Annotated in this window: 15 protein-coding genes, 3 pseudogenes and 1 CRISPR repeat array; of the genes and pseudogenes, 6 read left to right on the top strand and 12 right to left on the bottom strand. The window is 68.8% G+C overall.

The annotated features are described in order from the left end of the window. Window positions 1–328 precede the first annotated feature (328 nt). A complete protein-coding gene (locus JW613_RS31215; RefSeq protein WP_209214229.1) occupies window positions 329–838 on the bottom strand; it encodes a methyltransferase family protein in 510 nt (169 codons plus the stop codon). Between the two features lie 119 nt (window positions 839–957). On the opposite strand from JW613_RS31215, the gene JW613_RS31210 reads away from it, so the two are divergent. Next, window positions 958–1,515, top strand: a complete 558-nt coding sequence (locus JW613_RS31210) for a GNAT family N-acetyltransferase (protein ID WP_209214228.1) — start codon at window positions 958–960, stop codon at window positions 1,513–1,515. Here the strand turns inward: JW613_RS31210 and JW613_RS31205 are convergent. The 3 genes and pseudogenes from JW613_RS31205 to JW613_RS36975 form a co-directional block, all read right to left on the bottom strand. After that, window positions 1,512–2,297 (bottom strand): SAM-dependent methyltransferase, encoded by a 786-nt coding sequence (locus tag JW613_RS31205; RefSeq protein ID WP_209214227.1) that lies wholly within the window; start codon window positions 2,295–2,297, stop codon window positions 1,512–1,514. The two genes, JW613_RS31210 and JW613_RS31205, sit on opposite strands and share 4 nt — an antisense overlap. Before the next feature lie 37 nt (window positions 2,298–2,334). Then, window positions 2,335–2,565, bottom strand: coding sequence for a hypothetical protein (locus tag JW613_RS36140; RefSeq protein ID WP_245226586.1), 231 nt, complete (start codon window positions 2,563–2,565; stop codon window positions 2,335–2,337). Between the two features lie 428 nt (window positions 2,566–2,993). Next, a pseudogene (locus JW613_RS36975) lies at window positions 2,994–3,389 on the bottom strand (GNAT family N-acetyltransferase); the annotation flags it as partial. 272 nt (window positions 3,390–3,661) lie between these two features. Here JW613_RS36975 and JW613_RS31195 point away from each other — a divergent pair. Beyond that, window positions 3,662–4,537: a hypothetical protein gene (locus JW613_RS31195; protein WP_209214225.1), complete on the top strand. Its 876-nt coding sequence runs from the start codon at window positions 3,662–3,664 to the stop codon at window positions 4,535–4,537. Between the two features lie 206 nt (window positions 4,538–4,743). Here JW613_RS31195 and JW613_RS31190 read toward each other — a convergent pair whose 3' ends face one another. After that, complete coding sequence (locus JW613_RS31190; RefSeq protein WP_209214224.1) at window positions 4,744–5,238, bottom strand: hypothetical protein; 495 nt, start codon at window positions 5,236–5,238, stop codon at window positions 4,744–4,746. Window positions 5,239–5,905: 667 nt separating this feature from the next. Between JW613_RS31190 and JW613_RS31185 the strand changes: the two genes are divergently transcribed. Next, the gene (locus JW613_RS31185) at window positions 5,906–7,402 is read left to right on the top strand and encodes an MFS transporter (RefSeq protein ID WP_209214223.1); all 1,497 of its coding nucleotides are present in this window, start codon (window positions 5,906–5,908) and stop codon (window positions 7,400–7,402) included. 41 nt (window positions 7,403–7,443) lie between these two features. Here the strand turns inward: JW613_RS31185 and JW613_RS31180 are convergent, their stop codons facing one another. Continuing rightward, window positions 7,444–8,028, bottom strand: a complete 585-nt coding sequence (locus JW613_RS31180) for an Lrp/AsnC family transcriptional regulator (protein ID WP_209214222.1) — start codon at window positions 8,026–8,028, stop codon at window positions 7,444–7,446. A 251-nt stretch (window positions 8,029–8,279) separates the two neighbouring features. On the opposite strand from JW613_RS31180, the pseudogene JW613_RS31175 reads away from it, so the two are divergent. The 3 genes and pseudogenes from JW613_RS31175 to JW613_RS31165 form a co-directional block, all read left to right on the top strand. After that, window positions 8,280–8,462: pseudogene (locus JW613_RS31175) on the top strand (LexA family protein); the annotation flags it as partial. Between the two features lie 169 nt (window positions 8,463–8,631). Then, complete coding sequence (locus JW613_RS31170; protein WP_209214221.1) at window positions 8,632–8,937, top strand: SH3 domain-containing protein; 306 nt, start codon at window positions 8,632–8,634, stop codon at window positions 8,935–8,937. A 486-nt stretch (window positions 8,938–9,423) separates the two neighbouring features. After that, window positions 9,424–9,957 (top strand): annotated as a pseudogene (locus JW613_RS31165) (leucine zipper domain-containing protein); the annotation flags it as partial. A 222-nt stretch (window positions 9,958–10,179) separates the two neighbouring features. On the opposite strand, the gene JW613_RS36495 reads toward JW613_RS31165, so the two are convergent. The 6 genes from JW613_RS36495 to cas7e all read right to left on the bottom strand — a co-directional run bounded on the left by JW613_RS36495 (window position 10,180) and on the right by cas7e (window position 18,461). Continuing rightward, window positions 10,180–12,309: a CRISPR-associated endonuclease Cas3'' gene (locus JW613_RS36495; RefSeq protein ID WP_307866116.1), complete on the bottom strand. Its 2,130-nt coding sequence runs from the start codon at window positions 12,307–12,309 to the stop codon at window positions 10,180–10,182. 164 nt (window positions 12,310–12,473) lie between these two features. Beyond that, a CRISPR array of direct repeats spans window positions 12,474–13,661; the repeat unit is 29 nt; unit sequence GTGCTCTCCGCCCACGCGGAGGTGGTCCG. Between the two features lie 558 nt (window positions 13,662–14,219). Continuing rightward, the gene (gene cas2e / locus JW613_RS31155; protein ID WP_209214219.1) at window positions 14,220–14,537 is read right to left on the bottom strand and encodes a type I-E CRISPR-associated endoribonuclease Cas2e; all 318 of its coding nucleotides are present in this window, start codon (window positions 14,535–14,537) and stop codon (window positions 14,220–14,222) included. Between the two features lie 39 nt (window positions 14,538–14,576). Beyond that, a complete protein-coding gene (gene cas1e / locus JW613_RS31150; protein WP_209214218.1) occupies window positions 14,577–15,563 on the bottom strand; it encodes a type I-E CRISPR-associated endonuclease Cas1e in 987 nt (328 codons plus the stop codon). A 92-nt stretch (window positions 15,564–15,655) separates the two neighbouring features. Further along, window positions 15,656–16,408 (bottom strand): type I-E CRISPR-associated protein Cas6/Cse3/CasE, encoded by a 753-nt coding sequence (gene cas6e / locus JW613_RS31145; protein WP_209214217.1) that lies wholly within the window; start codon window positions 16,406–16,408, stop codon window positions 15,656–15,658. Further along, a complete protein-coding gene (cas5e, locus tag JW613_RS31140) occupies window positions 16,405–17,289 on the bottom strand; it encodes a type I-E CRISPR-associated protein Cas5/CasD (RefSeq protein WP_209214216.1) in 885 nt (294 codons plus the stop codon). The genes cas6e and cas5e overlap by 4 nt, the downstream gene beginning before the upstream one ends. Next, on the bottom strand, window positions 17,286–18,461 hold the full coding sequence (cas7e, locus tag JW613_RS31135) for a type I-E CRISPR-associated protein Cas7/Cse4/CasC (protein ID WP_209214215.1): 1,176 nt from the start codon (window positions 18,459–18,461) through the stop codon (window positions 17,286–17,288). The genes cas5e and cas7e overlap by 4 nt, the downstream gene beginning before the upstream one ends. Window positions 18,462–18,527: the final 66 nt, after the last annotated feature.

Here is an 18,527-nt window from a genome sequence, read left to right as displayed (position 1 = left end):
TTCCACTGGTGGTCATTCAGCGTGAACCCGCCCGCCCGCGCCTCGGACAACCACCGCCACACCGACCGCGGCGTCACGCCCGCGGCCTCAGCCATCACCCGCACATGCAACGCCGAAACCGATTCCTGTCCCTGGTCCACTTCCAGTAGCCGGCGGACCACCACACCCCGGGACAGCCGCCCGCCAGCATGTAGCCAGCCGATGACAGCCGTCTGGTCACCCTATGACAGCCACCAGCGCGAGAAGAAACGACGGCCTACCAGTCCGACAACCCGTCACCCCCGGCTGACACCCAACCCGCCGCCACCACACCACCCGCTCACATAGGTCACCAGATGCCTGGGATGAGGCGGTAGGTGGTGGCGGCATATCGGGGGTAGTCAGGAGCGAGGTGGCGGGTGAGCATGGCTTCTTCGGTGTGGATGCGGTACAGCAGGGCGGCCAGGGTGCTGCCGGTCAGGAGCAGCCAGGCGGGGGCATCGTCGAGGATCAGGCCTGCGCCGGCGACGGCGAGGAGTCCGCCGGTATAGGAGGGGTGGCGCACGTAGCGGTAGGGGCCGGTGCGGATGACCGGCTGGTCCGGGCGGACGTCGACGGTGGCGCGGAAGTAGGTGCCCAGGGTGCGTACGGAGTACCAGCGCAGGGCGAGGCCGGTCCACACCACGGGGAGGGCGGTGGCCGCCGCTGTGGTGCGGTTGCCGGTCAGGGATACGGTCGGTGCCCGCCGGGCGAGCGCGAGTGCGCCGGCTTGGCCGAGGGTGCTCACGCTCAGCAGGATGAGGGCGCTGCGCTGCTCGGACTCCGCCGGTTTGCCGCCCGTACCGTGTCGCCGGGTCATCCATGCGGCCTCTGCTGCGTACCACGTGACGCAGGTCAGCCCGGCTGCGGCCCAGACACCGACCCGCCAGCCGTTCATCTTTGAGGCCTTCCCGCCCGGAGTGAAGTTACTGTGCGAATGTGGATGAAAATGTGCGTTGTCGGCCGCTGACTGAGGGTGACCTGCATCTGCTGGACCGTTTGGCTGGCGATCCGGCGCTGCTCGGGCCATACGCGTGGACGGGCTTTCGCGGCGGTCTGCGGGGGCGCTGGGCGGATACGGGGCTGCTCACCGACGATCTGACCGTGCTGGCCGTGGTTGATCAGCGGGATGAGGCGGTGGGATTGGCGACCTGGCGGAAGGCTGCCTACAACAACATCTCTCACGCCTGGAACCTCGGACTGTGTGTGCTGCCGGAAAAGCGCCTGCGGAGTGGCGGCGTGCAGGCGTTCCGTTGGTTGATCGACTACCTGTTCGCGCACACCCAGGTCAACCGGCTGGAAGCGCACATCGACGTGGACAACAGCCCTGTGCGTGTCGGCATCGAGAAGTTCGGCTTCGTGTGCGAGGGAGTGGCCCGCGGCGCCGCGTTCCGCGACGGGGTATGGCGCGATGTATGCCTGTACGGACTGCTGCGCGCGGACTGGTTCGTGGCGTCGGCCACGCCCGGGCCGGGGAGCGAGCCGCCGGCTGTCTAGCTGCACGTCGCGCGCAAGCGAGCCGTCACCTCGGGGTCTGCCGGGCGGGCGGGCAGTGGCGGTACGACCAGCGTGGAGCCGGCCGACATGGGCACGTCGGGCAGCTTGGCCAGGGGTACCGGGCTGATCCGCGGCGGGGTCACCACGTAGGGGGACGCCTCGTACACCGTCGCCTCGTGGTCCCTGCCATAGGCCGCGATCAGTCGCTCAGTCAGCAGCCCGGCACCCGGCCGGTGGTCGAAGCCAGGGTCCCGGTCGGCCATGCCGATCACGCCCGCCTGCCACAGCACCAGCAAACTGGTCGGGTCGAAGATCCGCCGACGCAAGAGGAAGTCGGTCGCCTCGAAGCTCTGACAGCCGCATGTTCCGGGGTCCAGTCCCATGTCGGCGAAGAGCCAGTCCTCCGCTGAGGAGGCCGCGAGCATCCGCGCGGGTGTTCCCTCCAGTCGGGCCCGGCGCACCGCCTCATGCCCGACGTAGGCGAAGACACCCGGGTGGCCGTACAGCGCGCAGCACACCAGCTTGTCCCGTCGGACCTCGGCCAGGATGTCGCGGACCATCTCCTCATACGAGGCCGTGCGCGGCTTGCCGGCTGCGTAGAAGCCGTCGAGCGTGCGCACCGAGGGGTTCAACCGCTCAAGAAAGCCGGTGACCATCGGATCACCGATGAGGCAGAGCACCACATCCGCCTGCTCGATGCAGGCCTTCGCCTCCAGCGTCAGATCGCCGACGGCCCGGTACCCGGTACCGACGACGATCAACTCCGCTCTTTTACTGGTCACCGGGCCACCGACCTTCTTTCACTTGCGTGTCGTCCACTCAGGCCAGCTCTGTACGCATGACGATGGCGGGTTCCATCTGTTCCTGCGTCGCGCTGTGCTCCGCCATCATCGACCGGATCGGTCGGGCTTGGCCGGACAGTACGGCCTGACGCTGCTGCTGAGACAGCTGGGTGTGGGCCAGGTACTGCTCCGGGTCCTGACGGAACGCGCGCTGCTTGGCGACGTCCGTCGCCAGCTCCTCCATGAACTCGACGATCGCAGCAGACATGATTCCTCCTCGCGTAGGAAGTAGGACAGGTCTCCACGGTGCGTGCCCGAAGACCCACCCGCCACCGCAGCCACGGCCCCGGCGGTTCGTTCACCCGACTGGCAGACACCGGCTCCGCCCGACCAGCAGACCCGGAAAGGTCGGCCTCGGCCGACTGACTCTCCAGCGCCGCCACCTCGTGCTTCGGTGAGAGGGTGGCGCGCACCGCCCGGTGGTGGAGTGCGCAGCAACTCCATGGTCCCGGACCGGCATGGTGCGCCGCGGTGGGCGACCAGGTCGGTGAACAGCCTGTAGCGCTGATCAGGAGGCGGACAACCATCGGTAGTGGTGCGTGACTCTTCCGCTGTGGCGGCAGCGCTCCCCCCTTCGGCGGTGAATCCAAGAGGGAAGAAGACGGTGCGTTCCCTGGCGAGGCGTGCGGGGTGGTCGGACTCGATGCGCGCGACGATCTCGGGGATGTCCGGGTTGCGCTGGGCGGCTGGCAGGATGGCTGCGGCGGCTTCGCGCAGGTATCCCTGTCGCCAGCACCGGCGCGGGAACAGGCATCCGAACTCGGGGATGTCCCTGTCGTTGGGTGCCAGCCCGACGAGGCCGATACAGGTGGCGTCCGTGTGCCGGGTGATCGCGTATGGGGCGCATCCTCCCTGTGCGTGGGCGGTGGCGTGTCTTTCGAGCAGGCGGCGGGCCCGGCCTTGGTCCCACACGGCGGTGGTGCCGGCGTGGCGGAGGGCCACGGGATCTGTGAACAGTGACAGGCCGGACACGGCTTCGGGACAACCCTTAGGTGGCGACCGGCGACCCCGTAGCGAACAGCCACCGCCCATGCGGTGAATCCACAGGGAGAGTCGACAGATAGAGGAAGGCCGGACAGGGTGGGAGCCATCCTTTCGACGTCTGTCTCGTTCCGTGGGCCGTCGACTGGCTCTGCGTCAGGTCGCTCGTTCCGGTGGTCGCTCGGCACGGGTGCACCGGAACGCCGCCACCTGGGGTTGACGATCAGTGTGAGGTGGTCCGCGCGTGCACGGGTCGCGCGCTGTTCTGCTTCTGTCGGAAAGGGGCATCCGTGAGGCCGCTTAATCTCCCAGGTTTTGGCTCGATGCCGGGCAGGGCCGCGCTGGCGGTGGCTGGACTCGTCGGCGTGCTCGTGCTGGCTGGGCAGCCCGCCACCTCCGTGTCTGCGGGGGATCCGCGACTGACCGGGTTCGAGGTCGTGCAGCGGAACGGAACGGCGCCTGTGCAGCGGATCGTGGAGATGGACGTGCCGTGCCCGGCAGGAAAGGTAGCTCTAGGCGGCGGCGTGAACGTGGTCGGCGGGACAGACCGGGCCCAGCCCATGTTCGTGCATCAGGCCGCTCCCCGCACCGTCGATGGGCGGTCCTCGTGGTACGCACAGGTGGTCAACCGGGGGAAGCAGGCGCTCAAAATCCGTTACACGGCAAACTGCGTTGATCCACCGCCGGGTTATGAGATGCGGATCAGCCCTCGAAAGGTGAAAGAGGGCGGAAGCGCGACCTGGGCAACCGGTTGCGGGGGCCGGAAGTTCCTTCTGGGCGGCGGGGTGTATGTGCCCAAGGGGTCCTATGGGGTCATGGCGAAGGCGTCGGGTCCCGAGCCCGAGGGCGGCAACGTCTGGGGTTGGGAGGCAGGCGTCTACAACACGGATGGCTTCCCGCGAGACGTGCATATCGTCGCGCTGTGTGCCGATTTTCTATCGGGCTGGGAAGTGCGCGCTTTCGGCTTCGACTTCCCCACGCAGCAGCAGGTCAGGGAGGAAGCCCCGTGTACGCCGGGGAAAACGGCCCTCAGCGGCGGCGCGGCAGTGGACCCGTCGCGAATCCGTAGCTGGCTGAACGAGTCCTACCCCTCGATTCCCGACACACGGGGCAGTCCTGTCGGCTGGGTCGCGTCAGCAACCCACACCAGTGGGGATGTGCGACACCTGGGGCTGCGCGTTGTCTGCGCTTATACTTGAGCCCCTCGGAGGGCCGGGGATGGGGCGCCGAGGCGGTCCGTTGCCCCCCGTACGCCACGTGGCACACGACCCGCTGGCATACGCGAAATCCCCGCCCAGTCATACGCCGACCACCCTCGCGAAAACGGTGCCCGACGCCAGCGCGCCCCGGGACACTGAAGGGGACCCGGCCGGATTCGTCGGCCAGAGCGGGTTCCCAGAGAAAGTCAGGTGTCGAGATGGTAGTAAACTTCCACCTCAGAGTTGTCACCGGACTTGACGCGCTTGTAGTTGGTGGTATAGCCACCGACGTCCTCGAAGAACTCGGGAGAGGTTTTCAGGAAGCTGTAGATGGGGTCGCGCCCCTTCAGATGGTCAAACTCGAATTGCGCCTTTAGGTTTTCCTTCCATTCGGAGCAGTTCTCCGTCCGGTAGTGGACGTATCCCGCAACGCGGGTCGACTGGTAGGCCCAGAAGTCGGCCTCGTCGTACGGGCCGAGACGTGCTGGTGGCTCCTTGCCCCAGAAGACGTTGTGGTAGTACAGCCCGTACCTTTCGCGAACCAACGTGCAGTTGGTGTTGTTCCTGATGTAGACGCTCGCGGTCTGGGTACCTGACTGCGGTCCCGAACCCTGCTCCGCGTCAGCCGCAGGAGCCAGCCCCGCACATAGCGACACCGCGACAACGGCGGCCGCCATCATCCTTCTCAGCCAGTGCACCATATGATCAATCCCTTTCGGGGGTAGCCCGGGGCAGCGGACCCTCAACAGGGCGGCGGCCGCTCGACGGATGTCTTCAGACTCGTCAGGATGACCGTCCGCCGCATTCCAGCCTGGCCGAACGGGTGACGTGCCCTGTGCCGAACAGCCAGGCGATGGAGCGTCCGATATTCCAGCGGCGCCGTCCGAGCCTTTCGGACGAGCCAATGCCCCGGACTGTGCGATGCGGACGGCAATGCCCCTCTCTCGCAGACAGTCCCGGGAATCGGCGGAATGGTAGTCCTTGTCGACGCGGAGCTTGCCAGACCGCTGACCGGCCGGGCCGGCGGTCGGTCCGCTGCCTGGCGTGCGGCGAAGTGCAGGGGTGTCGTATCGTGGGCGGGTTCCTGTGCCGAGGTGTCGGTGGCAGCGACCCTGTTCCTTCTGTATGTCGATCTTGAGGTGACGTCTTATCAACCAGGCCATGTAGTCGTCCGTGTTCCCCGCGTGCTGATGTGTCGCACGTGTTCGGGGGCGGACGTCGCGCTGGCCTGAGTTGCGTCACCCACCCCGCAGTTTTTTGTCTTTCCCGGGTGCAGCTCTGCCGTCTGCCCCGGGTTTCGTGCTGTCCAGCCCTGGTGCGGCTGTCGGCAGGGCTCCCCGATTCCTTTCGGATCAGGAGTCCCCTCTCGTGTCTTCCTCTGCGCTCGGCAACGAGCCGCAGCACACCACCCCCACCCCGGCCTCAGCCTCACGCCCGGCCCACCCGGCACCTGGATCGTCGAAGATGGGCTTCGCGGCCCGGATCGCTCTCCTGGTGCTGCTGACCGCTGAGCTCATGGACATCCTCGACCAGTCGGTCGTGCTGACCGCGCTGCCCGCCATCCAGTCGACGACCGGTGCCGGGCCGGACGCCTTGCAGTGGCTGACCACCAGCTATTCCCTGCCCGTCGCCATCGGGCTGATCACCGGCGGACGGCTCGGCGACCTCTACGGGCGGCGCAGGCTCCTCCTGACGGGCGCCGCCGTGTTCACCACGGCCTCACTGCTGTGCGGCCTCGCGGCCGGGCCGGGCGTCCTGATCGGCGCCCGCGCGCTCCAGGGCATCGGCGTCGCGGTGATGATCCCGCAGCTTCTAGCCACCCTCCACGTCACCCTCGAAGGAAAGAACCGCAGCAGGGCCTTCGGCCTCTACGGGGCCGTCCTGTCGATCGCCAACGTCCTGGGGCCGGTCATGGGCGGCCTGCTCACCGAGGCCGACCTCTTCGGACTTTCCTGGCGGCCGATCTTCCTGATCAACGTGCCCGTCGGCCTCGCCGTCATCCTCCTGGGACGCCGCTTCATCCCCGAATCGACCGCGAAGAAGGCCGACCGCCTCGACCTGACCGGCATGCTGCTGTCCGCACTGGCCATCATCCTGACCGTCTTCCCGCTCTCCGAGGGCCACGTGCACCACTGGCCGCTGTGGTGCTTCGCCCTGCTCGCCGCCGGCGTCCTGGCGCTGGGTGTGTTTCTGCACCATCAGCAGCGCAAGCAGGGCAACGCGCCCCTGCTGCCCCTGCCGCTCTTCCGGGGCCGCCCGTTCTCCGGCGGCACGGCCGCGCAGCTCGTGCACGGTCTGCTGTGCGGGCTGTTCTTCATGACCTGGACCCTCTTCCTCCAGCGTGGTCTGGGCATGAGCCCCATCCAGGCGGCCATCGCGTTCGTGCTGCTGTCCATCGGCGAGCTGGCCGGCGCGACGATCGCCGCGAAGAGTGCTGGGCGCTTCGCCCGCCGCCTGCCCCAGACCGGAACCCTCATCACCATCACCGCGATGGGCGGCTACGGACTTCAGATCGCCGCAGGCCAGGCGGACCTGACCCTGCTGGGGATGACCACTGCGGTGATCCTGATCGGGTTCGGTCTCGGCATGGTCAGCGGCCCGCTCGCCGACATGACCCTCGCCAAAGTCCCGCACGAGGACGCGGGGGCCGCTTCGGGCCTGTTCAACACCGCCATGCACCTGGGCATCGCGCTGGGCACGGCGCTGACCGCCCTGGTGTTCTTCTCGACCACCAACGGCTCGCCCGACGCCGCACTCAACCGCGACGCGTTCGTCACCGTGCTGTGGTGGGTCGGCAGCCTCATCGCACTGATGTGGGTCTTGATGTTCTGCCTGCCCAAGCGGGCCACCAACCAGGCCGACTGACCACTCCCACGCTCCTGCCACGACGTTGGCCGGGGCAGGCGTCAGCGCGGGGTGCGGCTGGTGAGGCGTTTGACCTCGCGGAGGATGGGGGTGGTCTCGATGGACTGCACGCCGGGGAGGGCGCCGATGCGGCGGTCGAGGAAGTCGTACAGCTCCGCGCCGTCGCGGAACATGCCGGTGGCGACCAGGTTGGAGACGCCGGTGGTAGCGGCGACGTAGGGGATCTCCGAGTGGGCGGCGAGGGCGGTTCCGACGGCGCCGAGCCGGCCCGGGTCCGCGTGCACCCAGAAGCGGACCAGCAGGTGGTAGTCGAGGCGTTCGGGTGGGAACTCGACGGCGAAGCGCACGCCTCCGGCCGCGCGCAGGCGCTCCAGGCGGCGGGTGACGGCGGCGGGGGAGCGGCCGGTGGCGCGGGCGAGGTCGGTCGCGGTGGCGCGGCCGTCTGGGGCGAGTGCGGCCAGGAGCTGTTTGTCGACCGCGTCTAGGGCAGCGGGGTGGGCTGCCTTGAGGGCGGGCGCTTCGGTCCGGTCGCCCGGCTCTGTCTCGCCTGGAGGGGCGGCGGGCAGGTTCCAGGCTTCGGAGGCGCCGGCGAAGGCGTGCAGCAGGCGGTAGGCGCCGACGGCCACGACGCGCGGGGTGTGGGGGAGCTTGTCCAGCAGCAGGGCGTTGTCCTCACCCGGGGTCTGGCCCTGCAGGGCGCAGTGCAGTTCGGTGCCGCCGGAGGCGAGGGCGACCCAGGCGGTGTCCGGTCGGCGCGCCAGCGCGTCGGCGATCTTGGCGGAAGCATCCGGCGCGCAGGTGATGCGCAGCAGCCAGCCGGTGGGTCCCGTCCGCGGCCCGCCGGGCAGGGCGGTGATGCGCAGGCGACCGGCAGGAGCAGATCCTGCGCTGCATTCGCGAGGCGATCATCGAAGACGGACAGGCCCCGACTCTCAAGGAGATCGGAGAGCGGTTCGGGGTGAATGTCTCCACTGTTCACCACCACATCCGGCGCCTGATCAAGTGCGGGGCACTCGTTCAGGAGGCGCCATACGGACGGCGCAGCTACCGGCCCCGTTGATGGCCCGGCTCCGTGCGCCGGCAGACACCGGCCGGCACCTCGCGCAGCCTGCCCGGGCACCCGCCTGTAGGGGCGACCCTTTCGGTGGACGTTGCCGGCCTGCTGCGGGCTCGTTGGTCCTGGTGCCGCCCGCTGCAGGGCGGGGGCCAGGAAAGCGGGAGGGTGAGAGATGCGGCGTAGGCACACGGCGGTCACAGGCGCTGTACTGGGGGCTGTTGTACTCGGTGGCATGGTGGGCACGGCGCCGACGGCAGCGGCGGTGGGATCGAAGGCCTGCAAGCGGTGGGTGTCGTGGCACAGCCGCGCGGATGTGACCTACCACCTGCGGGTGGCTCCCGACCAGGATTCCCGAAGCCGCGGACTGGTCTACAAGGGCACCCGCTTCTACAGCCCCTGCCATGCCGGGGTGTGGTCGTACATCAAGGTCAAGAGCGGCCACCTCAAGGGCAAGAAGGGATGGATCGCAGGTCTATAGCACAGCCCGGCACCCGGCAACTGACAGCTGCCTTCCTACATGAGGCCCTAAGTTTCGTGCCTCAGGACTGATGTCGGATCAGTGTCGGATGCGACACCATGCTGAGAGCCCCCAGGTCATGGTTTTCACTCGTTTGGGTCAAGCCACGAAGGTGTGAGCCGATCGAAACGCGGGCCCTATGAGCCCACCCGGTTCAGGAAGCGTGGCGGCCTCAACTCCGGGTGGGCGATGCTCATGCGCATGATGGGACCTGCCGAAGCGGCATCCTGGCTCAAGGAGCGCATCGGCCCCCGGGACGGTAGCCGGTACAGTCTGTGCCGCATCTGCACTCCCGAGCAGACCGCAGTCCCGGCCACACTGATGGGCAGTGCTCCACCTCGCTAGGTGTATTGATCACGAGCGTTGTTGGCACGCGCGGGTCTTGATCATGGCGAAGACCTCCGCTGTGGTGGAGCTGTCTAAGGACTGCCCCGCAGGGAGGTCTTCGTGTCCCACCGTAATGCCCGGCTGACCGTGCATGGCAGGCGGCTGTTGGTCGACCGTGTCCGAGCCGGACGCCCGGTGGCCCATGTGGCTGCTGAGATGGGCGTCTCCCGAGCCACCGGTCACAAGTGGTTGCGGCGGTGGCGCTCCGAAGGCGAGGCCGACCTGGAGGACCGCTCCAGCCGCCCGATGACCACACCGCACCGCACCAGCACGGCGCTGGAGGACCGGGTGTGCCGGCTGCGCAGGAGCCGGAACCTGGGCCCGGCCCGTATCGGGCCGATCCTGGGCGTGCCGGCCTCCACGGTGCACCGGATCCTGCTGCGGCATGGGCTGAACCGGCTGGCCTGGCTCGATCGCCCCACCGGCCGCGTGGTCCGTCGCTACGAACGAGACCGGCCTGGCGAACTCGTCCACGTCGACATCAAAAAACTTGGCAACATCCCCGACGGAGGCGGCTGGCGGACGGTCGGACGTGCCGCAGGGAACCAGAACAGGCAGGCTACGATCACTGCACGGAAGAGCTGCCGCCCGGTGACCGAGTCGGCTCCCAGCCGGGTCGCCGCCTGCACCTCATCCAGCGTCTCCCGGTGCATCTCGTGCAGCCCCTGCAACGCCCTGGGGCCGGGCACCGCCGCACACCGCCCCACATGCTCCTGCGCCATGAGATCGCCCTGGAGGCGCAGGTACTGCTCGTAGCGCTTCTCCTCCGCCCCGGCCGGCACCTTCACATGCACCCGTTCAACCAGACGCTGAACCTCACCGGGGATGTCGACCCACCCGCCGGGCTGCTCCTCCAGGGCCTCGACAGTGGCCGAGAGCAGGTAGGCGGGATAGACGCTGCCCCAGTGCTTGGGCAGCTCCTGCTCCCCGTCCAGAGGGTTGAGCACGACCAGCCTGGGCCCGTCCGCCCATGCCGGCCGGGTCCGGTAGTGGTCGGGGCAGCCGGAGCGCTGCCAGAAGTCCTCGTGCCGCCAGCAGCGTCCCGCGCGCTGCAACAGCTGCGACAGGGGGGGCCAGATCGCTGATGAGCAGATCGACATCCAGATCGAGTGACTGCTCGATCACCTGGGTCGCCACCACCACCGTCCGGTCCCGCAGGTGGAGGTAGGTGGCCTGCGCGTCCGCCACCGTGGAGCACACCACCGCAGCAGACCCCTGGCCCTCCACCAAAGGAGCCAACTCCCACCCGACCGCCGCCAGGCGCCCCGCATCCTGGGGCAAACGGTGGCTGACCGGCTCCACACACACCGACAGGCGGGCGGCCCGATGCTCCTGGTGCTGTTCCTGGCGTCGAGGCGACATCGGCGTCGCTTCGGCCGTCTGCGCATCCACGAACAGCCACCCGGGATAAGCCGACTGAAAAGACCGGCCCTTCAACTGCCGCTTCTTCCAGCCCGCGCCTCGCAGATAGGCGCGCACCAGCTGGTCCCCCGCCGTGCTGGGCAGCGTCGCCGACAACAACACCACCGGGCAGCCGAACCGCCCCAGCCACGACAACAGCCGCTGCAACAACTCCCGCTCGTAGGGCTCATACGCATGAGCCTCATCCACCACGAACGTCTTCCCCGTCAGCCCCAGCAGCCGCAGACTGTTGTGCCGCACCGGAAGGACAGACAGCAGCGCCTGGTCGAACGTCCCCACCGCATACTGCGCCAGCAGCGCCCTCTTCGACCCGCGCAGCCACGCCCCCGGCCTGGCCCGCTCCCACTCCGCAGCCGCCGGGACGTCCTCCAGCTCCTCATGGCTGACCACCCGACTGCCAGGGGCCAGTTCCGCGTCCCCGTATGCCTCATTCAGCCACGCCATGCTGTGCGTCAACGTGACCGCCAAGGCGCCTTCTGGAGACTGGCGGGCGACCGCCGTGGCAACCCGCTTGTACATCTCATCACTCGTCGCCATCGTCGGCAGCACAAAACACACACCACGCGTCCCCGCCGCCTGGGAGAGAACCCGCTCCGCCTCCAGCGCCGTCTCAGTCTTACCGTCCCCCGGAGCAGCGGTCACCACCAAAATGCCCGCGCCCCGCACCGCAGCCGGCAACTCCACCATCACCGATCGCTGAAGCGGATTGGGCTCTGGGACCTGGTGCAGCTCCGCAAACGGCAGCCGCTCCAGATCCTCCCTGGCCAGACCCGCCTGCTCGATCACCTCTCCCGCACTGCGCACCGCCCCCCGGAAATGCAACCCGGCCGTAGCCTTCTCGGACACGTCCTTGGCCAGCCAGTAGTCCTCCTGACTCGCCAGCCAGTCCGCAAGGATCACCAGCCCCGTCACCAGCACCCCCACCGCAGCAGGCACCTGCTGCGGCGCCCTCGGTCCGCCCACCTGCTCGTGCACGAGGGCGACATACTCCCGCCGCAGACGATCCCAGCTGGCGCCACCCAGCCCCGCCACACAATCGGCCGACGCAAGGAACAACGGGTCCGCCTGCTGGAAACGCCCATGATGACCACCGAGGATCCCCGCGACACCCGCCGCCGCACCGTCAAGCGCGTCGTCCCCGTACCCCAACTCCACCAGCGGCCCGAACGCCGTGAACATGGACGCCCGCGCATGCCCCACCCGCTCGACATCCCCCGCATCCCCCCGCAGCGCACGACTCACCGTCCTATACGCCCCCGGGGCACACTGCTGAAAACCAGGCGTCAGCTTCCCCAAGTCATGCAACCCAGCCCAAAAAGCCACCAGCCCCCGAGCCACCCCCTGCGGAACACCCAGCCCCCGGGCAATCCACACCCGCTGATTCGAAGACAGGAAGCGATCCCACAGCCCACCAGCAATCGCCGCGCTGTCCAGCAGATGGAACAACAGCGGATACACCACACCACGGCGCTCCAACGCCTTCCCCCACGGCGACCGATCCCCCCGGCCAACACACCCCGACACACGCCCTCCCCCTATACCGTCAACTCCCTACCGGTACCTAAACAGGACCCACTGACAACGAAGGCGCAGATGACTATGCCGACGGCTTGCCCTTCCTCCCGACAGCCGACCAACCCAACAGTCAACAACTGGCAAAGCCCTCAGTAGACCGCAGGTCAGGAAGTGTGCTCTCCGCCCACGCGGAGGTGGTCCGGTACGGCTCGTCGGCCGCTCCACCCCGAACGCGTGCTCTCCGCCCACGCGGAGGTGGTCCGAGACTCAGCCCGTACGTGAGGACGCCGAGCACGTGCTCTCCGCCCACGCGGAGGTGGTCCGGTCCAGCGCGCCCGCAGCGAGCAGCTGCTCGAGTGCTCTCCGCCCACGCGGAGGTGGTCCGCCCTCTCAGCTCGGACGGGTGAGGGCCACCGCGTGCTCTCCGCCCACGCGGAGGTGGTCCGACGAAGAACAGGCCGCCGGGGACCGGGTGCGGGTGCTCTCCGCCCACGCGGAGGTGGTCCGGCAAGCTCGGTGATCTTGCCGACCACAGCGTGGTGCTCTCCGCCCACGCGGAGGTGGTCCGTCTGTGGCCGGGTCGGTCTCCAGGGGCCTGTCGTGCTCTCCGCCCACGCGGAGGTGGTCCGGCCCTGGCCCGGTACGGGATCGACCTGCTGCCGTGCTCTCCGCCCACGCGGAGGTGGTCCGGTGTTCCGGGAGGGGCAGGCGTGGGAGGACGCGTGCTCTCCGCCCACGCGGAGGTGGTCCGACGTGGTGCGCGCGCGGCAGCGCAGCGCCCGCGTGCTCTCCGCCCACGCGGAGGTGGTCCGGTGGTCTTCCCTTTCGGCTGCTGGCTGGGGGTGTGCTCTCCGCCCACGCGGAGGTGGTCCGTGCGCCAACGCCAGTTCCAATCGGGTCGATGTGTGCTCTCCGCCCACGCGGAGGTGGTCCGCCGCCGGATGTGAGGTCCACCTGGTGGGGAGAGTGCTCTCCGCCCACGCGGAGGTGGTCCGAACCCCAGCGCCGCCCGCAGTACAACGCCGAAGTGCTCTCCGCCCACACGGAGGTGGTCCGCAACTCGGCAACGTCCCGCAGCGGCTGGGAGGGTTCTCTCCGCCCGCGCGGAGGTGGTCCGATCCTCGACGAGGCCAAGACCGACCCGGACACGTTCTCTCCGCCCGCGCGGAGGTGGTCCGATCAGTTCCTCCGGGCGCATCTCCGCCAGCTGGTTCTCTCCGCCCGCGCGGAGGTGGTCCGCGGGAGGCCGACCGTGCCGAGCAGGCCGAGGCGTTCTCTCCGCCCGCGCGGAGGTGGTCCGACCTGCCACAGGTCGACTCGATCCCCGCCCGGGTTCTCTCCGCCCGCGCGGAGGTGGTCCGGCCGCGCAGGACGCCGCCACCACCGCCACAGCGTGGTCCCCGCGCGAGCGGGGGTGTTCCGATGTTGCGGTCATTCACGCGGATCAGAGCGGTGTGGTCCCCGCGCGAGCGGGGGTGTTCCGCCCGACGTCCCCCGCGTCGGGCTTCACCCTGCGTGGTCCCCGCGCGAGCGGGGGTGTTCCGCTGGTGCGCATCTCCCTGCAGCTGCTGCAGGAGTGGTCCCCGCGCGAGCGGGGGTGTTCCGCCAACCAGCTCGACCTCGAAGCCCCCGACCTGGTGGTCCCCGCGCGAGCGGGGTGTTCCGACCCACAACGTGGGCCTGTACTGCAACGTCGAGTAGTCCCCGCGAGAGCGGGCGTGATCTCCCTTGAGACGGTGGCGCCGGCAGTTGATCCCCACGCAGGCGGGGGCGGTTCGGACCGGCGACGGGGGGGTGGAGTAAAGCATTGTCCGCAAGGGTCAGAGGCGTGGCGGCGGCCTACAGCTGGGTATAGGCGTTCGATTGTGGAGTGATGCCCGTGAACGCGGGGTCTTCTGCAGGTTTTCGGTCGAGGAGGGTCAGAATGGCGGGTCGGCTGTTCCCAGGAGTTCCTCGGGGCGGAAGGCGACAAGGGTGAGGCCGTCGAAGTCGACAGGTGTGCGGCGGCGTTCGCCTGCGGTGTGGAGGGTGTAGCCCTGTTCGTTCGCGTCTGGATGGACGAGGACTGCGGCGCCGCTGCCAACGGAGGCGCTGACCACGCGCCAGAGTTCGTCGCGGACGCGGGCGGAGAGGGTGCCGACGTAGAGGCCTGGTGCCGGTTCGGTCATCCAGCGGGTAAGTGCGCCGCGAACGTGGTCGGGGATGGCTGTGGTGGACAGAACGGTCATGGACGGCACAGGTGATCACCGATCTTCTTGGGCGCGGCGGTGCACGTGTCAGATGGGAGTACCGGGGCTGTCGTCGCTGCTAGCCAGGTGGTCTGCCGGGTCGGTGGCCTGGGGCGCGCTCGCCTCGTGCGCGTAGTTCACGCCGGCGGGGACGGAACCGGCTTCCGGGTCCCATAGGTTGACCAGCTCAACGGCGTGACCGTCCGGCAGTGGTTCGGTCTCGCCGGGGGCAAGGAGGGACTGGATGTCAGCGACGATCTTGGGGAGCAGCTTGTACAGCCGCAGTCCTTCGCGGAAGCTGCGGCGGGCCATGGCTTCGGGGTGGGGCGAGTTGTGCAACGAGAAGGCCAGAGGGATGGTGAGGTCGGCTTTGTACAGGTCCGCGATGTCGTAGACCATGGCGTGCTGCTTGCCTTGGTGGACGAAGCCGAGGGCGGTCGAGCAGCCCAGGGCGACGAGGGCGGCGTGGACGATGCCGTATAGGCAGGTGTTGGCAGAGGACAGGGCGAGGTTGACGGGGTCCTGGTCGTCCCATGAGGCCGGGTCGTAGTTGCGTTTGAACCGGCCGATGCGGTGCTGCTGGGTGAGGTGTTTGTATAGCGCCTTGACGCGCTGTCCTTCCAGGCCGCGCAGCTTGTCCAGGGGTGTGGTGGGCGGCACAGGGACGTTGAAGCGCTTGAGATACATCTGCCGGGCAACGGCCAGTCTGCGTTCGGGGGCGCTCCACTGGTGGACTTGGTGTTCGAGCCAGCGGGTGGTGAGCGCGTCGGAGGTGGTGGCCGAATAGCAGCGGACGCCTCCCGAGCCGGTGCACACCACCGTGGTGCCGTGTCGGGCAAGGGTGGCCATGGCGGGCTGGGTGATGGAGGTTCCGGGGCCGAGGAGGAGGCAGGAGAGCGCGGAGGTCGGCAGGTAGACGCGGGTGGTCTCGTCGTCCGCGGTGGTGGTTTCGGCGCAGACGCCGGTGTCGTCCTGGACGATGCGGACGACGTCCGCATACAGGAAGGAGAGTGAGTCGCCGACCCTGGGGAGCATGGCAAGTGTCGGTGCGGCGATGCGGCGACGGGCTGAGCTTTTTTCGCGGCTTTTCTCATGCGGGGAGGGTGGTGTCACGGCGCCGGGACCTCTCAGCTCTCGTGCCCGGCGGGGGCGAGGCTGAGCAGACCGCACCCGTAGGACTTGCTGCGGCCGATGCCGTGCAGCAGTGCGTGCCGCAGGGCGTCGGCGTCATGGACCGTCGCAGTCCCCTCGAACTGTGTGGCGTGGTGTGGCACCAGCACTGTGTCTTTCCGGTGTTTGCGGCCGGTCTTCGTTGGCTGGCGCTGTGTACCTGGCTGTTCGCCGGTGTGGTGCCAGGCGGTGAGAGGTTCGCAGGGCTCGGAGCGGACGGTGTGTACGAGGAGTCCGGCGCTGGTGGCGCGTTCGCCCCACCAGCGGTCGGCTTCCTCACCGTGCAAGGGGATGGCTTGCTTCCAGCGGCCTTCGGTGCTGTTGCGTCCGCAGCGGCGGACGGCGTTGCCCAGTAGTCGGTAGCGCACGCGAAGGCCGGGACGCAGTGCGGTGATCAAAGTCCGCATGTCCTTGGTCTGTGTCTGGGCGTAGCCGTGGGGCAGGCGTGCGGTGTCGGGGGCGATGCGGCTCTGGACCAGGAGGGCGGGTGTCCCGGTGCCGTCGTCGTCCAGCCTGAAGAGGATGCCGGCACGGGAGCGAGGGCTGTCTCCGAGATCCTCGGGCACAAGCGTCATGACGCGCCGGTGCAGGGCTGCGGCATTGGCAAGGTCTCGCTGGACCGCGCGGTGGGCGGTGTTGAGGCGCAGCCGGGTGAGCCATGCGCTTTCGGTTGCGGTGGTGGGTGGGTTCGGGCAGGTCGTGGTGGTCATGTGTGGGTCCGTTCGGACGGGGAGGGCACGGAGTGGAAGTGGGTGTCGAGGGCCGTGAGGTAGTCCAGGCCGTAGCCCTTGCACAGGTCGGCGGGCAGTGAGCAGGTCGCCGTGTATGCGGGGCGGCTGCGATGGACGCGGTCGCGGGGTGTGAGCCGTACGGGTTCGTCATTCAGCGTCGTGACGGGGCTCCGGCTGGAGGCAGAGCCCGTGAAACCCGCGGGGAAGGGTGTATCCGCTGTGAATCGCACGGTGACGGTGTCGGGGATCTGGGCCGTACCGGTCCTTCCCGGTGGGGTGTCTCCGGGATGGGGGCGGGCCATGGGCACGCGCAGCAGTTCGGCGACCGGATCGGGTGCCTCGGTGCTCAGGAGGAGCAGCGCGCCGGGAGGGCAGGAGCGGCGGCCGAGGTGGAGCGGCCAATGGGGGGTGGTCAGGGCTTGTGCACACTCGGCCGTCAGGTCGGGGTCGTCCGGGGCGGTGATGGCGACGGTGAAGGCGGCGTCGGCCAGATAGTGGCGGGAGGAGAGGATGGTGGCCTTTCCCGGGCTGCGCCGCTCGCCTTTGGCGGTGGGCACCGTGCGATGGGCGGGGTAGCCGCCGCCGACGGTGTGGTAGTCACGTAGCCGCACGCCGGGGCGGTCGTGGCGGATGGTGAACCGCAGGCGAGTGAGACGGGCAAACTGCGTCTCCGCTGCGGAGGCCTTTGGCGAGTCGGCGACGGCCTGCTCGCGGGGGATGCCGAGAGCTGAGGCGATCATGCCGATGAGTCCGGAGCGGGTGGGGTGGGCGAGGGTGTCGCGGTCGGTGAAGGCGCTGTGTTCGCCCCAGGACTGCAGGGGGGTGCCGCCGAGTTGGATCAGGAGGCCGCTTGCGTTCACGCCGTGGTGCTCCCGTTCTCCGGCCAGGCAGCGGCCAGCGCACCGGCTACCAGGTCGGGGTAGGAGGCGCTCCGGGTGCCGAGCCCTTCGCTGTCGGTGTCGTCCACGCCGGCGTATGCGCTGTGGAGGAGGCCGGTGGTGCCCAGCAGCGTGCCTGCCTTGGCTGCGTATGCGGCCAAGGCCGCCCGTGAAGGCTCGCTCCAGCCCGTCCGGCCGGCCTTGATGGGCTCTTCGAACGCCGCAGCCAGGGAGACCGGCCGGTCGCAGCGGACGGCGACGTGTACCAGGTCGGGGATGCTGTGCGGAGCGGTGGAGTTCTTCTTGGCCGAGGGCAGGCTGTGAATGAACGCGGTGACGAACGCCTCGGCCAGTTCCTTTGCCGTGACCGGGTCGGAGACGTTTCGTGCCAGGTCCTGCAGGTCGAGAGTGGCGTAGCGGTAGAAGACGCCGCTGCTGTACTCGCCGGTGTTCATGTGGGCGCTGCCGGCATCGGTGGCCCACTGGTCGACGTCGTCGACCGCAGTGAAGAAGTCGGCCTGTACCGAGGTGGTGTGGGTGGTGAAGGCATGGGCGACCTGCACTGCGCCGTCGACTCCGGCGCCGGGGATCTCGGCGAGCATGCGGCCGAAAAGCGCGATGGAGCCGTTACGCGACTTCATGACCTCGTGGACCGCTTCCTTGGGCAGCAGCGGTTTGGCCGCTGTCTTGGTGCCGAGCGCCTTTCGCAGCTTGTCCCGGTGCTCCTCGGCGATGTCGGCCAGCTTCTCGGCCGCGCTGTCGGGCAGGAACAGCAAGGACGCGGTGTTCAGGTCCTTCTCCAGGTCGAGTTTGGAGTCGGTGGACCGGATGACCTGGACGCCGGCCAGCTCGGCCAGTTCCGTTGGCCAGCCGCGGTCGGCGAGAGCGTTGGCGATCTGAACTGGAAGCCTGCGGGTACGCAGAGCCCGTTCACCGATCCGTGCTTCGACCGCTAGCCGGGTCGGCCTCTTCCACGCCTGGCTGGAGACCCGCGTCCTGCTGGTGCCGCCGAAGGTGACGGTTTTGGGCGAGCCGAGATCGTCGCGATTGACGTTGCTGTAGGGCAGGGTCTGGAGGATGTGTACGTCAAGGAAACGAGGGGTCTGCAAGGCTGCATCTGTCGGTGCTGCGGTGGCCGTTGTGGGTGTGGTCATGGTGTGTTCCTGGTTCTGTTCGAAGACTGGGCGCAGGGGTTGTGCTGAGGTTTGAGCGGTGCCGTG

Source organism: Streptomyces smyrnaeus, from assembly GCF_017676345.1.
Taxonomy (GTDB): Bacteria; Actinomycetota; Actinomycetes; order Streptomycetales; family Streptomycetaceae; genus Streptomyces; species Streptomyces smyrnaeus.
Note: the sequence above shows the minus strand (reverse complement) of the source record. Positions and strands in the feature narration are given on the sequence as shown.